Origin of the sequence: Saccharibacillus sp. O23, from assembly GCF_002205895.1 — a bacterium.
Taxonomy (GTDB): Bacteria; Bacillota; Bacilli; order Paenibacillales; family Paenibacillaceae; genus Saccharibacillus.
The window spans coordinates 139443-157069 of the sequence record NZ_NJDE01000021.1 but is presented as its reverse complement, the minus strand read 5'-3'; the positions used below and the strand labels follow the sequence as shown (position 1 = coordinate 157069).

Here is a 17627-nt window from a genome sequence, read left to right as displayed (position 1 = left end):
GCTGTCGGTTTTGCCCGATTGGGTGGAATCGGCCGGGCGAGAGTGCTCTTCGGCTAGCAGCCTGCCGGAGGCGTCGCGTGCCGGTTGGCTGTTATCCGTCCTGCTGTCGGCCGGACGGGATCGTTCTTCCGCGGCGCTGCGCTCCGCGGAATCGGCAGGCGCGGTCGGCTCCGCGGGCCGACTGCTTTCCGGCGACGTCGTCGCCGAAGTCCCGGCCTGCGATGCCGGGGCTTCCGGCCGCGAAGCTTCCGCGGCTCCCGTCCCGCCTACGGGACGGGAGTGCTCGGCGGACGACGGCGTGTCCGCCTGATTAGAAGCAGCGCCTCCCGAGCAGGCGCTCAAGACGGCGATCAGCCCCGCCGCCGCCAGAGCGGCCCAGCTCCGCCCCGTTCGGCGGGGCTGCCGCCGCGCCGGCCCGTGCGCGCCTTCCCGAACGGGCGCCCCGCGGCGCAGCGCGAAGCGCTCGTCCGAGCCATGCCCGGCGTTTGGGCCGTGTCGCGGCTTGTCGGCCGCATGATCGGTCGTTCTCATCCTTGTTTCCTCCTTCCGACGAAGCTGTCGTGATCGCCTTGCCATACCGGTCTTTGCGGCCCCGTTCGTCGTTCTCCGTGCGTATCTCTTCCTATTCTACCAGATCCGCCCTCGGCCCGTCGCCGTCGCCGCATCGTCCGACGAAACCGCGGATCGTTTTCCGCGGTTTCACGAGCGCCGCAGTCCCGGCCTGCCGTGCGCGGCAGAAGCGAGCGCAGCCGCTTGGACGCGTACGGCGCCCTCCTTCGCCCGAAGCGGCTGCGGAGACGAACGGTTACGGACTTGTCTGTTCCTTTTACCTAAAATTTTATCTAAGATTGATCAATTTGTGACGCGGGCCCAAAATAAAGCCGGAGCCTTCCGCGAAAGCATTGTCGGAAACAGCGGTCGGGCGTATAATGAAGGCATCTAAGATTTAGGTATTCAAAAAAAAGAGTATTTTGCAGCAGGCGAGCATTTTCTTGCGATTACATGTGAAATTAGGTGCAAAGTACGAGTTAGGAGTCATGCGATGAAAGGCAAGGCATTAAAAAAAGGCGACTTGATCTTGATCGGCATCGTCTTGATCGCGGCATTGGCGTTTATCGTGCCTCGTTATTTTTTTGATCAAGATAGTGAAAAAAATCACATCGAAAATCGAGTCGTGCAGATCGAGATCGACGGCAAACCGTACAAAACGCTGCCGCTCACGATCGAAGAACAGACGTACACGGTCAAAACGGACAAAGGGTTCAACGAAATCCGCATTCACGACGGCGGGGTAGAGATGATCGACGCGGACTGCCCGGACCGGCTGTGCTTGGGCTTCGGGTTCGTGACTCGGCCGGGACAGCAGATCGTCTGCCTGCCGCACCGCGTATCCGTCTTTATCGAAGACCAATCGGGACAAGGGGGCGAAGTCGATGACGTCGTTGGCTGAAGAATCTTTGCTGCTCAAAAAAACGGTGATTCTGGCGATTTTCTCGGCGGTGGCGGTCGTGCTGAGTCTGGTGGAATCGATGATTCCGCTCGGAACGTTCATGGTGCCGGGGGCCAAGTTGGGCCTCGCGAACATCATGATCCTGACGTGTTTGTATTTCCTGAACGGCCGGGACACTTTCCTGCTGGTCATTCTGAAGACGCTGCTGTCCGCGATGATCCTCGGCACGTTCTCGATGTTCCTGTTCAGCCTGTTCGGCGCGTTATTCAGCTTCGTCGTCATGTACGGGCTGATGAAGATCAGCGGCAAACGCCTGAGCCTGATCGGGATCAGCGTAGCCGGGGGGATCGCGCACAATATTGGGCAGTTGGCGGCGGCGGGAATCATCATCGACTCGCTCAACATTTTCTATTATCTGCCGGTGTTGATGATCGCGGGCGTAGCGACGGGGATCGTGGTCGGCATCGCGGTGCGGTATCTGACGAACGCGCTCGGCCATATGAAGATGTTCGCGGCTTTCAAGCCGGATCTGTATTGAACCGGAAGATTATCGAAAAGGCGTCAAGGGGGAAACGGCATGGAACGGGAGAACGCGTCGGCGGTCGAACTGCGGGGGATCGGATTCGCTTATGAAAAAGAACAGCCGGTGCTGCAGGGGATCGATCTGCGCGTCGGCCGCGGCGAGCGGGTCGCGATCGTCGGGGAAAGCGGATGCGGCAAATCGACGCTGGTCCGGCTGCTGAACGCGCTGCTGACGCCGCAGGAAGGACGGGTCTTCGTGTTCGGCGAGGAGCTGACCGCGCATAACGCGCCGCTGATGCGCTCGCGGATCGGGATGGTATTCCAGAATCCGGACAATCAGTTTATCGGGGAATCGGTCGAAGAAGATATCGCGTTCGGGCTGGAAGGACTATGCCTGAAGCGCGAAGAGATGGAGCGGCGGATCGAGGCGTACGCGCGGCTGCTGGACATCGCGCCGCTGCTGCATAAGCATCCGGGGGAACTGTCCGGCGGACAGAAACAGCGCTGCGCGGTCGCGGCGTGCCTGGCGATGGAGCCGGAGATCGTCGTGTTCGACGAATCGACGTCCATGCAGGACGAACGTTCGCGGCGCGAGCTGCTGAGCGTGATGAACGATATGCGGGAGCAGGGAGATTATACGGTCTTTTCGGTGACGCACGACGCGGACGAGATGCTGGCGGCGGACCGGATTATCGCGCTTCGGGGCGGCGGGATTCGCGGCGACTTGCCTCCGGACGAATTTTTCGCGGACGAACAGCTGCTGCGCGACTGCGGGATCGAGCTTCCGTTCCGCTTGAAATTGGCGCGGGAGCTTGTGGCGCTCGGAATCGCGGATCAGGATCAGGGACGGCGGACGAAAACGGCGGCGGCAAAAGGGGGAAGCGGACATGAGCGGCATGAACCATACGGACAGTTCTGATCCGAACGGCGGAATCGCCGAACGAGAACGCGAGACCGTCGTCGAACTGCGGGACGTCGATTATACGTATCAGGCGGGCGGTCCTTTTGCCGCCGCCGCGCTGCACGGGGTGAATCTCGAGATCGGGCGCGGGATGCTGATCGGCATCGCGGGCGGAACCGGATCGGGCAAGTCGACGCTGCTCCAACTGCTGAACGGCCTGCTGCTGCCCACGGGAGGGTCGGTCCGCGTGCTGGATCATACGCTGCTTCCGGGCATGAAAAAGCCGAAGCTGAACGCGCTGCGCCGCCGGATCGGGCTGAGCTTCCAGTTTCCCGAGCAGCATCTGTTCGAAGACACGGTGGAAAAAGACTTGATGTTCGGCCCGCTGAATTTCGGCCTGCCTCGCGAAGAAGCCCGGGCCAGAGCGGCCGCGGCGCTGCGTTCGATGGGCCTCGGCGAAGAGCTACTGAGCCGCCATCCTTTGTCGCTGAGCGGCGGGCAGATGCGCAAAGTCGCGATCGCCACGGTGCTGGCCGCGGGTCCCGAGATTCTGATGCTCGACGAACCGACGGCGACGCTCGATTCGGCGGCGCGGCGCGAACTGATCGCTTTGCTCAATCGGCTGTGCCGCGAAGAAGGGCGGACGATCCTGATGGTGACCCACCGCGTCGAAGAACTGCTCGAAGTCGCGGACCGCTGGATCGTGATGCACGAAGGCCGCGCGGTATTCTGCGGCGACGCCGACGAGTTGGCCGACCGGGCGGACGAATTGTCCGCATGGGGCTTGGCCGTGCCCGAGCAGCTTCGCTGCTGGAGCGAATGGACGGCGCGGCTGCCGCAGCTCGCGGCGCTGCCGCTGCCCCGCACGCCGGAAGCGATGGCGCGGGTCATCGCGGAAGCGGTGCGCGGCTCTCGAGCAAAGCCGGCCGCTTCGGACGCGTTGGACGAACGGATCGACAGCCAAGAACGGGGGCATGACTTATGCGCGACAAACTGATCATCGGGCGAATGATTCCGACCGGTTCGCGGGTGCACGGATTGGACCCGCGAGCGAAGATCACGGCGATGCTGCTGTTCACGGCCGCGCTGATCCTCTCGAACGGCTGGCCGCAGTTGGCCGTCTTGGCGGCGTTGTCGCTGGTCGTGCTGGCGGCGACCAAAGTGCCGTTCAAGACTTATCTGCGCACGCTGCGGCCGATGCGCTGGCTGATCTTGTTCGTGTTCCTGTTCCAGCTGTTCGCGGGCGCGGGCGCCGAAGCGGCTGCCGGAAGCGGCGTCGTCTGGACATGGGGACCGATCTCCTTGTCGGGCGCAGGGTTATCCGCCGCGCTGCTGGCCGTCGCGCGGATGGTGCTGCTGATCGTGTTCACCGCGATGCTGACGTTCACGACGACGCCTTCGATGCTCGGCCGAGGCATCGAAGGGATGCTGAAGCCGATCTCCCGCGGGGGAACGGGAGCGGAGCGGTTCTCGCTCATGCTGCGGCTGGCTCTGCGTTTTATCCCGGCTCTGCTGGAAGAAGCGCAGACGATTCTCAAAGCGCAGGCGGCGCGCGGCGCGGACTACGAAGAGATGAACGTTCGGCAGAAAGCGCGGCTTCTGATGTCGCTGCTGGTGCCGGTCACGGTCGGCGCGTTCCGCCGGGCCGAAGAATTGACGACTTCGCTCGAAGCGCGCGGCTATCGGATCGGCGCGCCGAGAACGTCGTACCGGCAGCTGCTCTGGCGCGGCGCGGATACGCGGTTTACGGTCTTGTTCGCGCTGCTGCCGATCGGCGCGCTGTTGATCCGTTTGATTTCGTAAGGTTTAAGGTTGACCACAGCAAAGGGGGAAAAAACATGGCACGTTATTTTCAAGGAAGAGAAGTGGAACTGCTCGCTCCGGCCGGCACGTTCGACATTTTTGATACGGTGATTCGAGCCAACTGCGACGCGGCGTATTTCGGAGGTCCGGGGCTGAACATGCGGATGATGCGCAAAGGTTATAATTTCAGCCGCGAAGAGATCGTGGAAGCCGTGAACATCGCGCACGGTCTCGGCAAAAAAGCGTATGTGACGGTCAACAACATGCTCAGCGAGACCGACGTGTCGGAAGCGGGCGAATATCTGGCTTTTCTGGACCGGGCGAACGTCGACGCGATCATCGTGCAGGATCTGGCGGTGCCGTCGCTGCTTCGCGAGCAGGGCTTGTCGCTGCCGATCCACGCTTCCGTTATGCTGAACGTACATAACGTGGAGATGGTCCGCGCGCTTCAGCAATACGGCGTTACGCGCGTCGTGACGTCGCGGGAAATGGATCTCAAGACGGCGCGGATCATCGAAGAGCAGACGGGCGTCGAGATCGAATATTTCGTGCACGGTGATATGTGTTCGGTGCACGGGGCCAACTGCTATATCAGCTCGCATCTGTTCGGCATGAGCAGCAACCGGGGCAAATGCCTGAAGCCGTGCCGCTGGGATTACCGCATGAAAAAAGACGGCTATGTCTACAGCACCCCTTATCCGCTGGCGGCCAAAGACATGAACATGTACGAATACCTGCCGGAACTGATCGACGCGCACGTCACTTCGTTCAAGATCGAAGGCCGGATGCGGGACAAAGAGTTCATGGCGATGCTGGTGAACAGTTACGGCGAAGCGATCGACCGTTATCTGGACGATCCGGTCTCGTTCGACCGGGGACAAGACAGCGAGGCGCTGCACAAAAACCGCAAACGCGACTTCTCGACCGCCTACGCGTTCGGAACGCCCGGATTGTCGAACATCAACCGGCGCTACGAAGGCACGGGCAAATTCTACAGCACGGGCAAAGTATTCAGCACGCCGACGGCGGAACGCGAAACGAACGAAACGGCGTTGAACGCGGTGCGCGAACATTTGGCGGATACGGCCGCTCGGAAGAAAGCCGCGATGCCGGAAGCTTTCGAAGCCGCGCAGGCTGCCGCTCCCCGATTGACGGTGCGGGTCAACAATATGGCTCAGGCCCGCGTCGCGCTGGAAGCCGGAGTGGACGAACTGTTCTTGTCGGGCGACGTGCTGCTGCCGGATATCGCGTTCGGCCGCAAAGCGATCGCGGAACTCGCGGCGATCAAAGGCGATACCCGACTGGTATTGGCGACGCCGCGCATGATGAACGAGATCCACTTCGAACAGTACGATGCGCTGCTCTCCGGCGGAGTGCCGGGTCTGGACGCGCTGCTCGTGACCAATATCGGCGCGGTTCGGCGGTTCCGCCGTTTCGGTCTGCCGATGATCGGCGATTTGTCGCTGAATCTGTATAACCATATGGCCGAAGAGATGTACCGGGAACTGGGCGTGGAGCGGTTGACCGCTTCGATCGAAGCGAATCTGCCGGATCTGTCCGCGATGCTGAAGCGCACGCGCGGCGAATTGGAACTGACGGTGCACGGCACGCCGGTCGTGATGTACATGGAACACGACTTGTACGAGAATACGGAAGTCTACGAGCCGATCGCCGAAGAAAGCAACCGCTACGTGCGCGACGACGTGCTCGTGCTGGTGACCGACAAAGGCGAAAGCCCGGTCTACAAAGACGTGCACGGCCGCTGCCATTTGACGACGGCCAAAGAAATCTGCATGCTCCCGGTCGTCGGCGAATTGAAACGGGCGGGAATCTCGCATTTCCGCATCGAAGGTTCGACCTATACGCCGGAACGTCTGGCGGAACTGCTCGCGATCTATCGGACGGCGCTGGACGCGCCGGAACGCGCGGCCGAGCTGGCGGAAAGCTTGCAGCCGGTCTTCGCCGGATTCACGCTCGGCGCGCTGGGCTTCCGCCGCGCCGACCGCAGCACGCCGGCGAATCTGCCGACGGCGCTGGACGCTGCGCCTGCGGAAGAAGAAGCTTCGGAAGAACGCGCGGCGGCTGATCGGGAACCCGTGCTTCAAGAAACGAAAGGATGAGCGGAATGAACAGCGACTCGAATGCAGGATTAAACGCAGCCGGAAGTGAGGCCTCCTTGACGCCGGACGAAGTCATCGCGCTTCGCCGAGCGCATTTCTTCCCGTGCACGCAGCATTTCTACCGGAATCCGCCGGTGCTGGTCTCCGGCTCGATGCAGCAAGTGACGGACGGCGCAGGCAAAGTCTATACCGACTTCTTCGCGGGCGTGTCGGTCGTCGCGACCGGACATTGCAATCCGGTCATCGCGGAAGCGACGGCGAAGCAGGTTCGCACATTGCAGCACACGACCACCATCTATCTGACGGAACCTTCGGCGCTGCTCGCGGAGCGGTTGGCCAAGAGGCTCGATTATCCGCGCGTATTTTTCTGCAACAGCGGTTCGGAAGCGAACGAAGGCGCGCTGGTGTTGGCTCGCCGCCATACGGGGCGCAAAGGCTTTATCTCGCTGACCCAATCGCTGCACGGCCGCACTTCGCTCACGACCAGCGTCACGGGCTTAAGCATGTGGCGCACCGATCCGTTCCCGGACCCGGACGTGCATTTCATTCCGCGTCCCTACGAATACGGCATGGACCCGCAGCAGGCGGCGCAGATCTCGCTGGATGCGTTGGAACAGACGCTGCGCGAACACGGCGGCAATATCGCGGCGATGATCGTCGAGCCGATTCAGGGCAACGGCGGGATGATCGTCATGCCGGACGGTTATCTGGCGCGGGCCAAAGCGCTGCTGGAACAATACGGCGTCCTGATGATCGCCGACGAGATCCAGACCGGCTTCGGCCGGACGGGAGAACTGCTGGCTTCGGTGCAGCTCGGCGCGAAGCCCGATATCGTCACGATGGCCAAAGCGCTCGGCGGCGGCATCCCGATCGGCGCGTTCGCGGCGACGGAAGAAGTCGCGGCTTCGCTGAACGTGCCGTCGGCTTCGACGTTCGGCGGCAATCCGGTATCGGCCGTTACGGCGCTGGCGGTGCTCGATTATATCGAATCCGAGCAGTTGACCGAACGGGCGGCGCGTCTCGGCGCGGCGCTGAAGCGGGGGCTGGAACGGATGCGGACCTATTATCCGGAGATCGTCTCGGAAGTGCGCGGCATCGGGCTGATGCTCGGCGCGGAACTGCGCGCGGACGATCCGGCGACCGGCGCGGCGCTGACCGACCGTGTGCTGGAAGAGATGAAAGACCGCGGCTTCCTGATCGGCAAGAACGGCGTTTCCCGCAACGTGCTGGCGTTCCAGCCGCCGATCGTGATCGACACGGCGGATATCGAAGCCATGCTCGAAGCGCTCGATAGGGTGCTCGGCGGCATCGACCAAGATCGCTTGAGAGCGTCGGAAGCCGAAGAAGCCGGGGAGCGTGAACAGCAATGAACACCGCTCTCCGCAGCGCGTGGACCAAGACGCGCGACTTCGGTTCGCTGGTCATGTTCTCGCATACGCTGTTCTCGCTGCCGTTCGCGATCATCTCGATCGTCTGGGCGGCGGGCGGAATCCCGTCCGCGCGCGTGATCGTCTGGTCGCTGATCGCGCTGGTCGCCGCCCGCAACGGGGCCAACGCGTTCAATCGGTTGGCCGACCGCGAATTCGACGCGGCCAATCCGCGTACGGCCCATCGTCATCTGCCGCAGAAACAGTTGGGGATTCGCGAGGTATGGATCTTCGTCATCGCGAACTACGCGATCTTCGTCGCGGCCGCCGGCATGCTGAATACGCTGTGCCTGATCTTGTCGCCGGTCGCGATCTTCCTGATCTCGTCGTATTCGTATACCAAACGCTTCACTTGGCTGAGTCATCTGTACCTGGGCTTCACGATCGCTTCCGCGCCGATCGGCGCTTGGTTCGCCGTGACCGGCTCGTTCGCGTTCACGCCGTTCGTGCTGGGCACGATCGTCATGCTGTGGATCGGCGGCTTCGACATTCTGTACGGCACGCAGGATATCGACTTCGACCGCAAACAGGGATTGTATTCGATCCCGAGCGCGTTCGGGTTGAAGCCGGCGCTGTATATCTCGCGTTTTCTGCATGCGGTGATGGTCGGTCTGCTGCTGTTCTTGTTCGTGTTCCGCGATCTCGGCTGGATCTATCTGGTCGGCATCGTGCTGGCGGCGTTCCTGCTCATGTTAGAGCACGGCATCGTGAAGCCGCATAACCGCCGCCTGATGAAGATCGCTTCGTACAATCTCAATCAAGTGGTCAGCATGCTGATTCTGTCGTTTACGATGTTGGACTTTTTCTTGTAAAAAAGCGAGGCAGGGCAGCGGTTTCGGCGCTTGCCCTGTTCGGCGTTTTTCGGGTATTGTGGAAGAGGACACAAAAAAGCGCGTTTCCCGGCATTCGTCGCAGGAGCGCGAGAGTTGAGAGGGCGGGCCATGAACAAAGAAGAACAGGTCATGCTGCGGTTCAGAGAGCTATTCAACAAGCTGACGTGGCTGAACAAGCTGAAGATGGAAGACGCGCTGCGCGAGCACACGCCGTCCGAAGTGCACTGCATCGAATACATCGGCAACCACGAAGACGCGAACGTGACCCGTTTGGCGGAGACGTTCTACATGACGCGCAGCGCGATCAGCAAGATTACGAAGAAGCTGATGGAAAAAGGTTTGATCGAGAGCTACCAGCGGCCGGAGAACAAAAAAGAAATCTATTTCCGCCTGACGGCCGAAGGCGAAACGGTCAGACGGATTCACGACGATCTTCACGACGAATTCCGCGAACGCGACAGAGCGGTCTTCGATCCGATTACCGAACGACAGTTCGACGGCATGCTTCGGTTTATCGAACAATACAGCGAACATCTGGACGCGGAGATCGCCAAGCTCGACGAGAGCGTCAAGCCGAAATAGCGAGGGACAACAGAGGCGAGAACGAAGAACGGAAGCGGCCGATCTAAGCTCGCCGCGATTCGGCATTGCCGAGCCATCGTAGAACCCGGATAAATAAGCAGCTTTTCTCTGCGGAGAGAAGCTGCTTATTTTTATTTTTAAATTTTTGTTGACTAGGACCCAAAACCGAAGTAAGATAAACTTGTTTCCTGGGACACAAAAAAACAAACGTACTTATTCCAATCGCAAGGAGAATCTTATGCCTACATTCAAATTCCCGCGCCGCTCGAAAGGTTCCGACTCGCGAGGCGCTCGTTCGACCGATCAAGGTCGTTCCGAATCCGAGTCCGTTTCCGCTACTCTGTCCGAATCCGAACCGCCAAGCCGGCCTATCGACAAAAAAGCGCTGATCTTCGGTCTCATGGCCGTGTTCTTATGCGGACTCGGCTTTACCGTCATCGCTCCGGTCGTTCCGTTCCTTGTCGCTCCTTACGTCGATAACGCGGGGGATCAGGCGCTTATGGTCACGCTGCTGACCGCCGTCTACGCGCTCTGCGTCTTCCTCGCTTCGCCCGGACTCGGCGCGCTCAGCGACCGCTTCGGCCGTCGTCCGCTCCTGCTGCTCTGTCTGCTCGGTTCGTCGATCGGCTATCTGATCTTCGGCATCGGCGGCGCGCTGTGGATCTTGTTCCTCGGCCGGATCATCGAAGGGCTGACCGGCGGCAGCATCGGTACGATCTTCGCTTATTTTGCCGATATCACGCCGAGAGAGCAGCGCACCAAATACTTCGGGTGGGTCGCCGCGATGGTCGGAGTCGGCACGATGCTCGGTCCGGTCGCGGGCGGTCTGTTGGCGAAATTCGGGTATGCCGTACCTTTGTACGTCGGAGCGGGCATTACGCTGCTGACGATGCTGTTCGGACTGTTCGTCATGCCGGAGAGTCTGGACAAGAGCCGGAGAACGGCCAAGATCCCGCCGTCCCGGTTGAATCCTTTCACGCAGCTGGCGAGTATCTTGTCGGTCAAAAGCGTCAGACGCATCCTGATCTCCGGATTTCTGCTCTGGATTCCGAACGGTTCGCTGCAAGCGGTCTTCTCGCAGTTCACGATCGACACGTTCGATTGGCAGCCCGCATCGATCGGCCTGATGTTCTCGATCATGGGCATTCAGGATATTCTGTCGCAAAGTCTGATTATGCCGAAACTGCTGAAAGTCATGAACGACAAGCAGATCGCGGCGCTCGGCATGACGGCGGAGATCGTCGGTTACGCGCTGATCGCATCTTCCGCGCTGCTGGGTTTCTATCCGCTGCTGATTCTCGGCATGTTCGTCTTCGGGTTCGGCGATTCCGTCTTCGGCCCGTCGTTCAACGGCATGCTGTCCAAGTCCGTGGACGAAAGCGAGCAGGGCCGCATTCAAGGCGGCAGCCAATCGATTCAAGCGCTGGCCCGCATCGTCGGCCCAATCGTCGGCGGACAGATCTACGTCTCGCTCGGCCACGCCGCCCCCGCCTTCATGGGCATCATTCTGATCTTCGGCGCGATCGCCGTGCTGTATCGGCGTCTGCCCATACCGAGCAAGGCTTGATTTCCGCGAATCGAATCCCCGCCTCCGATCTGAGCCGGGGAGCGGCGATAAGCGAAATGAGGAAACGGCCGGATCAAACAAAAGGACACCGCGGATGGCGGTGTCCTTTAACGTGTCTGATTGATTTCTAACGGAACGAGGCAGCGCTTAGCGGGCGTTTCGAGCGGTGTTAAAATTCTAACGGAACCGAATCGACGTTCCGTTACGTTCGCGCAGCCGATTCATTTCGCAAGCCTACCCAAGTCCGTTTGGCTCGAAATCAGCTGTCTTCCGACGTCTGCGTGCTTCTTCCGCGAACGGCCGATCAGCGGGAAGCTTCGCTCAAGAAATCGCGGATCACGCTCGTGACCAAATCGTGATCTTCTTGATCGGGAAGTCCCGATACGGTGATCGTTCCGACCAGTCCTTCGCCGGCGACCATCAGAGGAAACGCTCCGCCCGCCAACACGAATTCGTTGTCGCTCAGGCCGTAATCTCCCGCGAGCGTCTTGTTCGCGGCGCGCATTTGCAGCGCCGTTCGCCAAGAACTCTGCACGAATCGTCCGACCGTGTTGTTCTTGCGGCGAATCCAATCTTCGTTCTCCGGAGAAGTCCCGTTCATCGCGTGCAGGAACAACCGATGCCCTTGGCGGGTGATGTCTACGGTAACGCTCTTGCCGAGACGCCGGGCTTCTTCGATCAGCGCGAGGCCGAGCGCGAGCGCCGTGTTCGAATCGAAGGTCTCGAAGCGCAATTCTTCTTCTTCGCGCTGCATAAGCAGCAGTCTTTCTTCCAAGGTCAGGGACATGATGCCGAAAGCCTCCTCGTGGTTGCTTGTGTGCTTGGTTGCTGGATAGGAATTCGACATGCTTGCTTGGTTTCCTGCTTAGTGTTAATATTTCCGTCCGCCGAAATAGTCGGCCAAGACCAGCAGGTCTTCGTGCGCCGCATAAGCGCCGAGCGATCGGCCGACTTCCCGGGCCAGCTCCAATTCGGCTTCGCAGAAAGCTTCCGCGCGCCGCAGCGCGCCGCTCTCGCGAATGCGTTCCAGCAGCGGCCCGATCTCTTCCGGCCGCGTATCCGGGCCGACTCGGCGAATCTCGCCGGCCAGCGCCGGATCTTCCAGCGCATACAGCACGGGCAGCGTGACTTGGCCGCCCAAGAGATCGCTTCCGGCCGGCTTGCCGAGCTGCTCGGCCGAAGCCGTGAAGTCGAGCAGGTCGTCCCGGATCTGGAACGACAAGCCCAGATGCTCGCCGAACTGATACAGCCGGCGGCAGACCTCTTCCGGCGCGCCCGAAGCGCGCGCCCCGAATTCCAACGAGACGGCCATCAGATGGGCCGTTTTATGCCTCGACTTCAGCAGATAGTCGTCGAGGCGAAGATCGTAATCGTAAGCATGTTCGAGCTGCTCGTATTCGCCCAGACACAGCTCGGCCGTCGCCACGGCCGTGAAGCTCTGCCGTTCGCCGTCCAACTGCGTATCGGCTTGAGCCAGCAGTTCGACGACGCGCGCCGACATATAATTGCCGACGTAGACGGCTTTGGCCGCGCCGATCCGCGTATGCAGCGCGGGCTCGCCCCGACGCAGCGGAGACCGGTCGATCAAGTCGTCGTGAACGAGCGACGCCGTATGAATGAATTCAGCGGCAGCCGCGAGCTGCATGAGGCGATTGTCGTCGGGACGGCTGCCGAAGCGGCTGCCGACGAGGACGAGCATCGGCCGCAGGCGTTTGCCCCCGGCCTCGATCGTTTGCAGCAGAGCCTGCTCCAGTTCGGAGCCCGGCGGCACGTCGTTGTCGTATTTGACGATCCGTTTCATTTCCCGGTCGATGCGTCGCAGATCGATGCGAAGTTTCTTGTGCAGTTCCATCTTCGTCAGGCCTCCTTGCTGTCGGCAAGCACTTGTTCGAAAGCGGACAGCAGCCGAATCTCGCGGCTGCGCCCGAGCGCCCGGCCGATCTGGATTTTTTTGACGAAAGGAGCCAGGCCGCGAAGCAGCGATTCTTCCTTGCACTTTAACGCGTATTGAATGTACAGGCTATAGAGATAATCGCCGTCCAGAATACGGCGGGTCAGCTCCGGATCGTCCGAAGACAGCGGCTCGGCATGGCGTTCAAGCGCGGAAGCGAGCAGCATGTAGACAGCCAGCAGCCGAGGAAGCCGCAGCGGTTCCGCGCCGCAGCGCTTGAAGACGCTCAGCGCTTCGACAAGCGCCGCCTGTTCCGGCTCGATCCGAATCCGCGTAATCGGATCGATCTCGGCCTCCAGACGCTCAAGCGCTTCCCGGATTATCATGTCGTTCATTGAAGCACCCCTTGACGGACTGACAATATACCGAATCGGCGTGTATGGCGTGTATACCGTATTCACTCGGATTCCTCCACATTATGAGACAATTTCGTTCATTATGCAAAATAAACGATAGATTGAAAAAAGCGGGATCATGTGCGTTGTAAGCTGCACATGACCCCGCCGGGAACGCAAAGTCGGCCGTCAGTCGTCCGTATAAAGATACCAGCGTTTGGCAAACCAAGTTTTTTTCCAATGTTTCTTGAGCCAAGGGAGAACGTAGTAGTCCAGACCGAACACGCTGCCCGACCCGCCGATCAGAGCGAACGCCGCGAACCAGTACCACCACATGTCGGTCGGCGCCATGCCCGAAGACCAGATCATAAGACCCATGCCGATCGTGGCGATCGAAGCGATTGCGGAGAAGAGACCTGCGATCAGCATCAGACCGAAGATGATTTCGGCGGCGACCATGCCGATTTGGAAAGCGGTAGCGAGCCAAGTGTAGCCGCCGTCGCCGGTGTAGAACATAAGATCCATCATGGAGCTGACCATGTTGGAGATGAAATGCGGAACCGGAATCGCTTGGACCGCTTGCCCGGCGTTTTCGACCGCGGAAGCGGCTGCCTGCGCGTCTACCGCAGTGGCTACGTTGCCGACCGCTTCCGAAGCCGCGCTGACCACGTCGGCATGCGGGTCCGGCGGAATCAGGAAGATGTTATTGGGATCGGCGATGACTTTCTGCAGCTTGTCCCAACCTTCGTGCAGCCACATCCAGCCGACGAATACGCGAAGCGGAACGAGCCAGAAGTTCGGCGAACGCTTCGAGAAGTGGCCGCCTACGAGCGTGCGGCGATCATGGGCATGGAAGATTTCGTGCATCAGGTAAGTCCAGACTTTATTGAAACCGAGAACCGTCGAGAGATACAGAACGTTGATGGCATGCTTCGAGAACATCGCGAAGAATCCGGTCAGGGAGAAGAACTTGCCCGGGAGACCGACGTTGGCGACGCCGTAGCGGCTGCCGATCGAGACCATCGTACCGTGGAAGGCCGGTTTGTATTCTTTTTTGGTGCCGCCTTTGATGTCGGCGGTAATATTGTGCGCGATCAGCGGAGCGGCATGCTCGGCGTTTTCGACCATCTGCGGAACCGGACGCTCTTCGCCTTCCGGAATGAAGAAGATGTTGTCGCCGACGACATAGACGTTTTCGTGATCGAGGCTTTGTAGATGCGCGTTCGTTTCGATCCGTTTGCGGCCTTTTTGCTGCACGTCGAGGTTATCGAGAATGTCGGCGCCTTCGACGCCGGCCGTCCAGATGACGGTGCGGGCAACCAATTTGTCTCCGCCGAGATTGACGCCCGTTTCGGATACGCCGGTAATTTGCTTGCCGACGATAATTTCGATATCCATCTTTTTGAGGCGGTTTTCGGCTTTGGCGATCAGTTTATCCGGCAGCAGCGGCAGAATCTTCGGAGCCATATCGGCCACGACCATGCGGACTTCCGATTCGTCGATAAAGAATTCGCGGCACAATTCGCTGCGGTATTCGGCCATTTCGCCGATCAGTTCGACGCCGGTGAAGCCTGCGCCGACGACGACGAACGACAATTTTTCGCGGCGGATCGTTTTGTCGGTTTCTTTGGAAGCTTCGGTGAACATCTGGCGGAAACGCTCTTTGAGTTTGACGGCGTCGTCGTAAGACCAGAGCGTGTAGCTGTTTTCTTGCGCGCCCGGAATGCCGAAGAAAGTCGGTTTGGAACCTGTGCCGATGACGAGATAATCATACGCGTAAGAGGCGCGCTTTCCTTGCAGGGAACGTGCGTTGAAGTCGATGTTTTCGACTTCGTCGAGCACGACCTCGACCTTCAGGCCGGCGAAAATCTTTTTGAGATCCATTTTGACCGCGTCTTCGGAAGTACGGTTAGCCGCGACCTCGTGCAATTCGGTCAGCATGGTGTGATACGGATTGCGATCGATGAGTTGGATCTGAACATCGTCGTTTTTCTTGAAATTTTTAGCTAATTTTTTTGCAGTCAGAACGCCGCCGTAACCGCCGCCCAGTATGACTATCTTTTTCATCAGAGGAACCAACCTTTCTTGTGACGGACTTCGCGTGCCCGCGGCGCTCGTAACGCTTGGCCGCAGGCAGCGGTCCGTCCGTGTTTCAGATTAATAGCAGCAGACGCAATCGACGTGCTTATTCGAAAAGCTTCGCTTATTTCGCGTTAGCCAGAGCTTCTTGAGCCAGTTTCAGGTAAGAACCGACATGGATCGTCACGCCGCTGATCGCGTCGGTTTTGCCGTCTTCTTTAACTTCGACGGCCGCCGGATCTTGTTTCTCGATCAGGTATTGTTCGGCTTTGGCGGCTTCTTCGTGCCATTCCGCTTGCGCTCCGCCTTTTTCTTTCATGCCGTATTTGCCTTCTTTGGAGTTGGTTTTCTTGTCTTCGCCCGCCGCGTTCACGCCGCTGAAGTTGACCGCGACGATCTTGCCGGCAGCGACGGTGATATCCACCGTTTCTTTCCAACCGCTTTCTTTATCGAAATCTTTGGCTTCGGCATGGTAAGCGCCGTCTTTGTAAAGACCGGCTTCGACCGGACCGGCCGCCAATGCTTTTTGGGCCAGTTCCGTGAAATCATTCACGTGGATGGATACGCCGGAAACGACGTCCGTGTGTCCTTCGCCGTCGACCGTGATCTTGGCCGGATCTTGATTATCGACCAGGTATTTCTCGATCTTCTCGGCTTGTTCGTGCCATTCGGAAGAAGCGCCGCCGGCTTTCATGCCGTATTTGCCTTCTTCGGAATAGGTCTTCTTGTCCGGACCCGCGTTGATGCTGGATGCGCTCCATGTCGCGTCGGTAATCTTGCCGCCCGCGACTTGCAGGATCACGTAAGGCTGCCAACCGGACTCTTCGTCCATCGTGCCTTGAGCGAAATACATGCCGTCGGCCAATGTCGAAGCCGATTCGGTCTCCGCTGCTGCCGGCTCCGCGGCTTCTTTGGTGTCGGTCGCCGCCTGCGTTTCGGTCTGAGCGGCCGGCTCGTCTTTTTTCGCCGTCTCGTTGTTGTTCCCGCAAGCTGCCAGCATGCCTACCATCAATACGCTGCACATCAATACCGACCAGTGCTTTTTACCCATTTTTTTACCCCTCCGTCATTCTCTGAAATGAACCGTTCGAACGCTCAACGATCAGTCGAAAACGATCACGTTCGGCGCGGGCTTCATTCAGCGGGAATGACGCCCGAAATGACCGATAAATCACTTCGATCCGGTTTCTGTCACCGTTTTCGATATCAGAATAACATACAATTTGAAGTATTCATGTGATAATAATCACAAACTATGTGTCCGATGTCTCATTGCTTGCAAAGAATTCCCTAACTTGCCGTAACGGGCCGATCGGAGCAGCAAGCAGGACGATAAGCTCGGATTCACGAGAATAGGAGCCGGGTAATTCAAATTGAACGGACTTCAACACGGATAAGGAGCTGACTTCATGACGAATCCGATCGAAACCAAGGTAATCAAAGGCAGATGGAATCAGACGCAGCATGAAGCGAAGAAGCAGTGGAGCAAGCTGACCGAAGCCGATCTGGAGTATATAAACGGAGATAAGGACAAATTGATCGAGAAAGTCCGCGAGCGTTACGGCCACGATGCCGAAGCGGCGGAACTCGAGTACAAGTCGTGGGCCTCGGCGCTGACGACGGGCAGCGATCGCTAAGGCGCTCGCGCGGCGAAACGAACCGAAAGACTTCCGAATCTGATCCGTCGAACGTATGCCGTGTCCGGTCGAGTCATTTCCGAAGCGAAAAGAGAGGGGACGCAGCCATGTTGGAATCTAAAGTGGTATCCGGCAAGGTGATCGAGCAGCGAGGAAACAAGGTGATCACGGTTCAGGGCGGCCTCGTCAGTTCTTACGATTTGCGTTATTACAGTCTTCCGTCGGAAGCCGATTTCATAGACGGCGAAGAAGAAAGCGAAGATCTTCCCGTTCTCTCCTCTCCGACCGTTCTGCCCGGCGGCAGGCGGTACGCGTTCTTCGGGTTTCACGGACGCGGCGGCAAAAAGAGTGCATACCGTGCTTAGGCGCGGTCGCACTCTTTTTTTGAGCGTTCGATTAAACGGACCCTATCGACTCCGC

At 59.3% G+C, this 17627-nt stretch carries 17 protein-coding genes and 1 pseudogene; 12 read left to right on the top strand and 6 right to left on the bottom strand.

Annotation, left to right across the window (positions count from 1 at the left end):
* Window positions 1-531 (bottom strand): annotated as a pseudogene (locus CDO73_RS21585) (hypothetical protein); the annotation flags it as partial.
* A gap of 511 nt (window positions 532-1042) precedes the next feature.
* Here CDO73_RS21585 and CDO73_RS21580 point away from each other — a divergent pair.
* The 10 genes from CDO73_RS21580 to CDO73_RS21535 all read left to right on the top strand — a co-directional run bounded on the left by CDO73_RS21580 (window position 1043) and on the right by CDO73_RS21535 (window position 11205).
* Window positions 1043-1450, top strand: a complete 408-nt coding sequence (locus CDO73_RS21580) for a NusG domain II-containing protein (RefSeq protein ID WP_088490590.1) — start codon at window positions 1043-1045, stop codon at window positions 1448-1450.
* The gene (locus CDO73_RS21575) at window positions 1434-1988 is read left to right on the top strand and encodes a Gx transporter family protein (RefSeq protein ID WP_088490589.1); all 555 of its coding nucleotides are present in this window, start codon (window positions 1434-1436) and stop codon (window positions 1986-1988) included. The genes CDO73_RS21580 and CDO73_RS21575 overlap by 17 nt, the downstream gene beginning before the upstream one ends.
* A 39-nt stretch (window positions 1989-2027) precedes the next feature.
* Window positions 2028-2891, top strand: coding sequence for an ATP-binding cassette domain-containing protein (locus tag CDO73_RS21570; RefSeq protein WP_088490588.1), 864 nt, complete (start codon window positions 2028-2030; stop codon window positions 2889-2891).
* Entirely contained in the window at window positions 2860-3870 is a 1011-nt protein-coding gene (locus tag CDO73_RS21565) for an ATP-binding cassette domain-containing protein (protein WP_256972803.1), read from the top strand. The genes CDO73_RS21570 and CDO73_RS21565 overlap by 32 nt, the downstream gene beginning before the upstream one ends.
* Window positions 3855-4676 (top strand): energy-coupling factor transporter transmembrane component T family protein, encoded by an 822-nt coding sequence (locus CDO73_RS21560; protein ID WP_088490587.1) that lies wholly within the window; start codon window positions 3855-3857, stop codon window positions 4674-4676. Before CDO73_RS21565 ends, CDO73_RS21560 begins: the two co-directional genes overlap by 16 nt.
* A 35-nt stretch (window positions 4677-4711) precedes the next feature.
* The gene (locus CDO73_RS21555) at window positions 4712-6796 is read left to right on the top strand and encodes a peptidase U32 family protein (protein ID WP_088490586.1); all 2085 of its coding nucleotides are present in this window, start codon (window positions 4712-4714) and stop codon (window positions 6794-6796) included.
* A 5-nt stretch (window positions 6797-6801) separates the two neighbouring features.
* On the top strand, window positions 6802-8166 hold the full coding sequence (locus CDO73_RS21550) for an aspartate aminotransferase family protein (RefSeq protein ID WP_256972802.1): 1365 nt from the start codon (window positions 6802-6804) through the stop codon (window positions 8164-8166).
* Complete coding sequence (locus CDO73_RS21545) at window positions 8163-9035, top strand: 4-hydroxybenzoate octaprenyltransferase (protein WP_088490584.1); 873 nt, start codon at window positions 8163-8165, stop codon at window positions 9033-9035. The genes CDO73_RS21550 and CDO73_RS21545 overlap by 4 nt, the downstream gene beginning before the upstream one ends.
* Window positions 9036-9164: 129 nt before the next feature.
* Window positions 9165-9638: a MarR family winged helix-turn-helix transcriptional regulator gene (locus CDO73_RS21540; RefSeq protein ID WP_088490583.1), complete on the top strand. Its 474-nt coding sequence runs from the start codon at window positions 9165-9167 to the stop codon at window positions 9636-9638.
* 238 nt (window positions 9639-9876) lie between these two features.
* Entirely contained in the window at window positions 9877-11205 is a 1329-nt protein-coding gene (locus CDO73_RS21535) for an MFS transporter (protein ID WP_088490582.1), read from the top strand.
* 304 nt (window positions 11206-11509) lie between these two features.
* On the opposite strand, the gene CDO73_RS21530 is transcribed toward CDO73_RS21535, so the two are convergent.
* The 5 genes from CDO73_RS21530 to CDO73_RS21510 form a co-directional block, all read right to left on the bottom strand.
* Window positions 11510-11992 (bottom strand): heme-degrading domain-containing protein, encoded by a 483-nt coding sequence (locus CDO73_RS21530; protein WP_088490581.1) that lies wholly within the window; start codon window positions 11990-11992, stop codon window positions 11510-11512.
* Between the two features lie 84 nt (window positions 11993-12076).
* The gene (locus CDO73_RS21525; RefSeq protein WP_088490580.1) at window positions 12077-13057 is read right to left on the bottom strand and encodes a polyprenyl synthetase family protein; all 981 of its coding nucleotides are present in this window, start codon (window positions 13055-13057) and stop codon (window positions 12077-12079) included.
* 5 nt (window positions 13058-13062) lie between these two features.
* Complete coding sequence (locus CDO73_RS21520; protein ID WP_088490579.1) at window positions 13063-13491, bottom strand: hypothetical protein; 429 nt, start codon at window positions 13489-13491, stop codon at window positions 13063-13065.
* Between the two features lie 189 nt (window positions 13492-13680).
* A complete protein-coding gene (locus CDO73_RS21515) occupies window positions 13681-15558 on the bottom strand; it encodes an FAD-dependent oxidoreductase (RefSeq protein WP_088490578.1) in 1878 nt (625 codons plus the stop codon).
* A gap of 136 nt (window positions 15559-15694) precedes the next feature.
* Window positions 15695-16621, bottom strand: a complete 927-nt coding sequence (locus CDO73_RS21510) for an FMN-binding protein (RefSeq protein WP_088490577.1) — start codon at window positions 16619-16621, stop codon at window positions 15695-15697.
* Window positions 16622-16979: 358 nt separating this feature from the next.
* On the opposite strand from CDO73_RS21510, the gene CDO73_RS21505 reads away from it, so the two are divergent.
* Window positions 16980-17207, top strand: a complete 228-nt coding sequence (locus tag CDO73_RS21505; protein ID WP_218821638.1) for a CsbD family protein — start codon at window positions 16980-16982, stop codon at window positions 17205-17207.
* Window positions 17208-17314: 107 nt separating this feature from the next.
* Complete coding sequence (locus CDO73_RS21500; protein WP_088490576.1) at window positions 17315-17572, top strand: hypothetical protein; 258 nt, start codon at window positions 17315-17317, stop codon at window positions 17570-17572.
* Window positions 17573-17627 lie beyond the last annotated feature (55 nt).

Excerpts from the sequence above, each read along its gene's own strand:
- CDO73_RS21580 (WP_088490590.1), top strand. The coding sequence starts at position 1,043 with ATGAAAGGCAAGGCATTAAAAAAAGGCGACTTGATCTTGATCGGCATC.
- CDO73_RS21575 (WP_088490589.1), top strand. The coding sequence starts at position 1,434 with ATGACGTCGTTGGCTGAAGAATCTTTGCTGCTCAAAAAAACGGTGATT.
- CDO73_RS21570 (WP_088490588.1), top strand. The coding sequence starts at position 2,028 with ATGGAACGGGAGAACGCGTCGGCGGTCGAACTGCGGGGGATCGGATTC.
- CDO73_RS21565 (WP_256972803.1), top strand. The coding sequence starts at position 2,860 with ATGAGCGGCATGAACCATACGGACAGTTCTGATCCGAACGGCGGAATC.
- CDO73_RS21560 (WP_088490587.1), top strand. The coding sequence starts at position 3,855 with ATGCGCGACAAACTGATCATCGGGCGAATGATTCCGACCGGTTCGCGG.
- CDO73_RS21555 (WP_088490586.1), top strand. The coding sequence starts at position 4,712 with ATGGCACGTTATTTTCAAGGAAGAGAAGTGGAACTGCTCGCTCCGGCC.
- CDO73_RS21550 (WP_256972802.1), top strand. The coding sequence starts at position 6,802 with ATGAACAGCGACTCGAATGCAGGATTAAACGCAGCCGGAAGTGAGGCC.
- CDO73_RS21545 (WP_088490584.1), top strand. The coding sequence starts at position 8,163 with ATGAACACCGCTCTCCGCAGCGCGTGGACCAAGACGCGCGACTTCGGT.
- CDO73_RS21540 (WP_088490583.1), top strand. The coding sequence starts at position 9,165 with ATGAACAAAGAAGAACAGGTCATGCTGCGGTTCAGAGAGCTATTCAAC.
- CDO73_RS21535 (WP_088490582.1), top strand. The coding sequence starts at position 9,877 with ATGCCTACATTCAAATTCCCGCGCCGCTCGAAAGGTTCCGACTCGCGA.
- CDO73_RS21530 (WP_088490581.1), bottom strand. The coding sequence starts at position 11,992 with ATGTCCCTGACCTTGGAAGAAAGACTGCTGCTTATGCAGCGCGAAGAA.
- CDO73_RS21525 (WP_088490580.1), bottom strand. The coding sequence starts at position 13,057 with ATGGAACTGCACAAGAAACTTCGCATCGATCTGCGACGCATCGACCGG.
- CDO73_RS21520 (WP_088490579.1), bottom strand. The coding sequence starts at position 13,491 with ATGAACGACATGATAATCCGGGAAGCGCTTGAGCGTCTGGAGGCCGAG.
- CDO73_RS21515 (WP_088490578.1), bottom strand. The coding sequence starts at position 15,558 with ATGAAAAAGATAGTCATACTGGGCGGCGGTTACGGCGGCGTTCTGACT.
- CDO73_RS21510 (WP_088490577.1), bottom strand. The coding sequence starts at position 16,621 with ATGGGTAAAAAGCACTGGTCGGTATTGATGTGCAGCGTATTGATGGTA.
- CDO73_RS21505 (WP_218821638.1), top strand. The coding sequence starts at position 16,980 with ATGACGAATCCGATCGAAACCAAGGTAATCAAAGGCAGATGGAATCAG.
- CDO73_RS21500 (WP_088490576.1), top strand. The coding sequence starts at position 17,315 with ATGTTGGAATCTAAAGTGGTATCCGGCAAGGTGATCGAGCAGCGAGGA.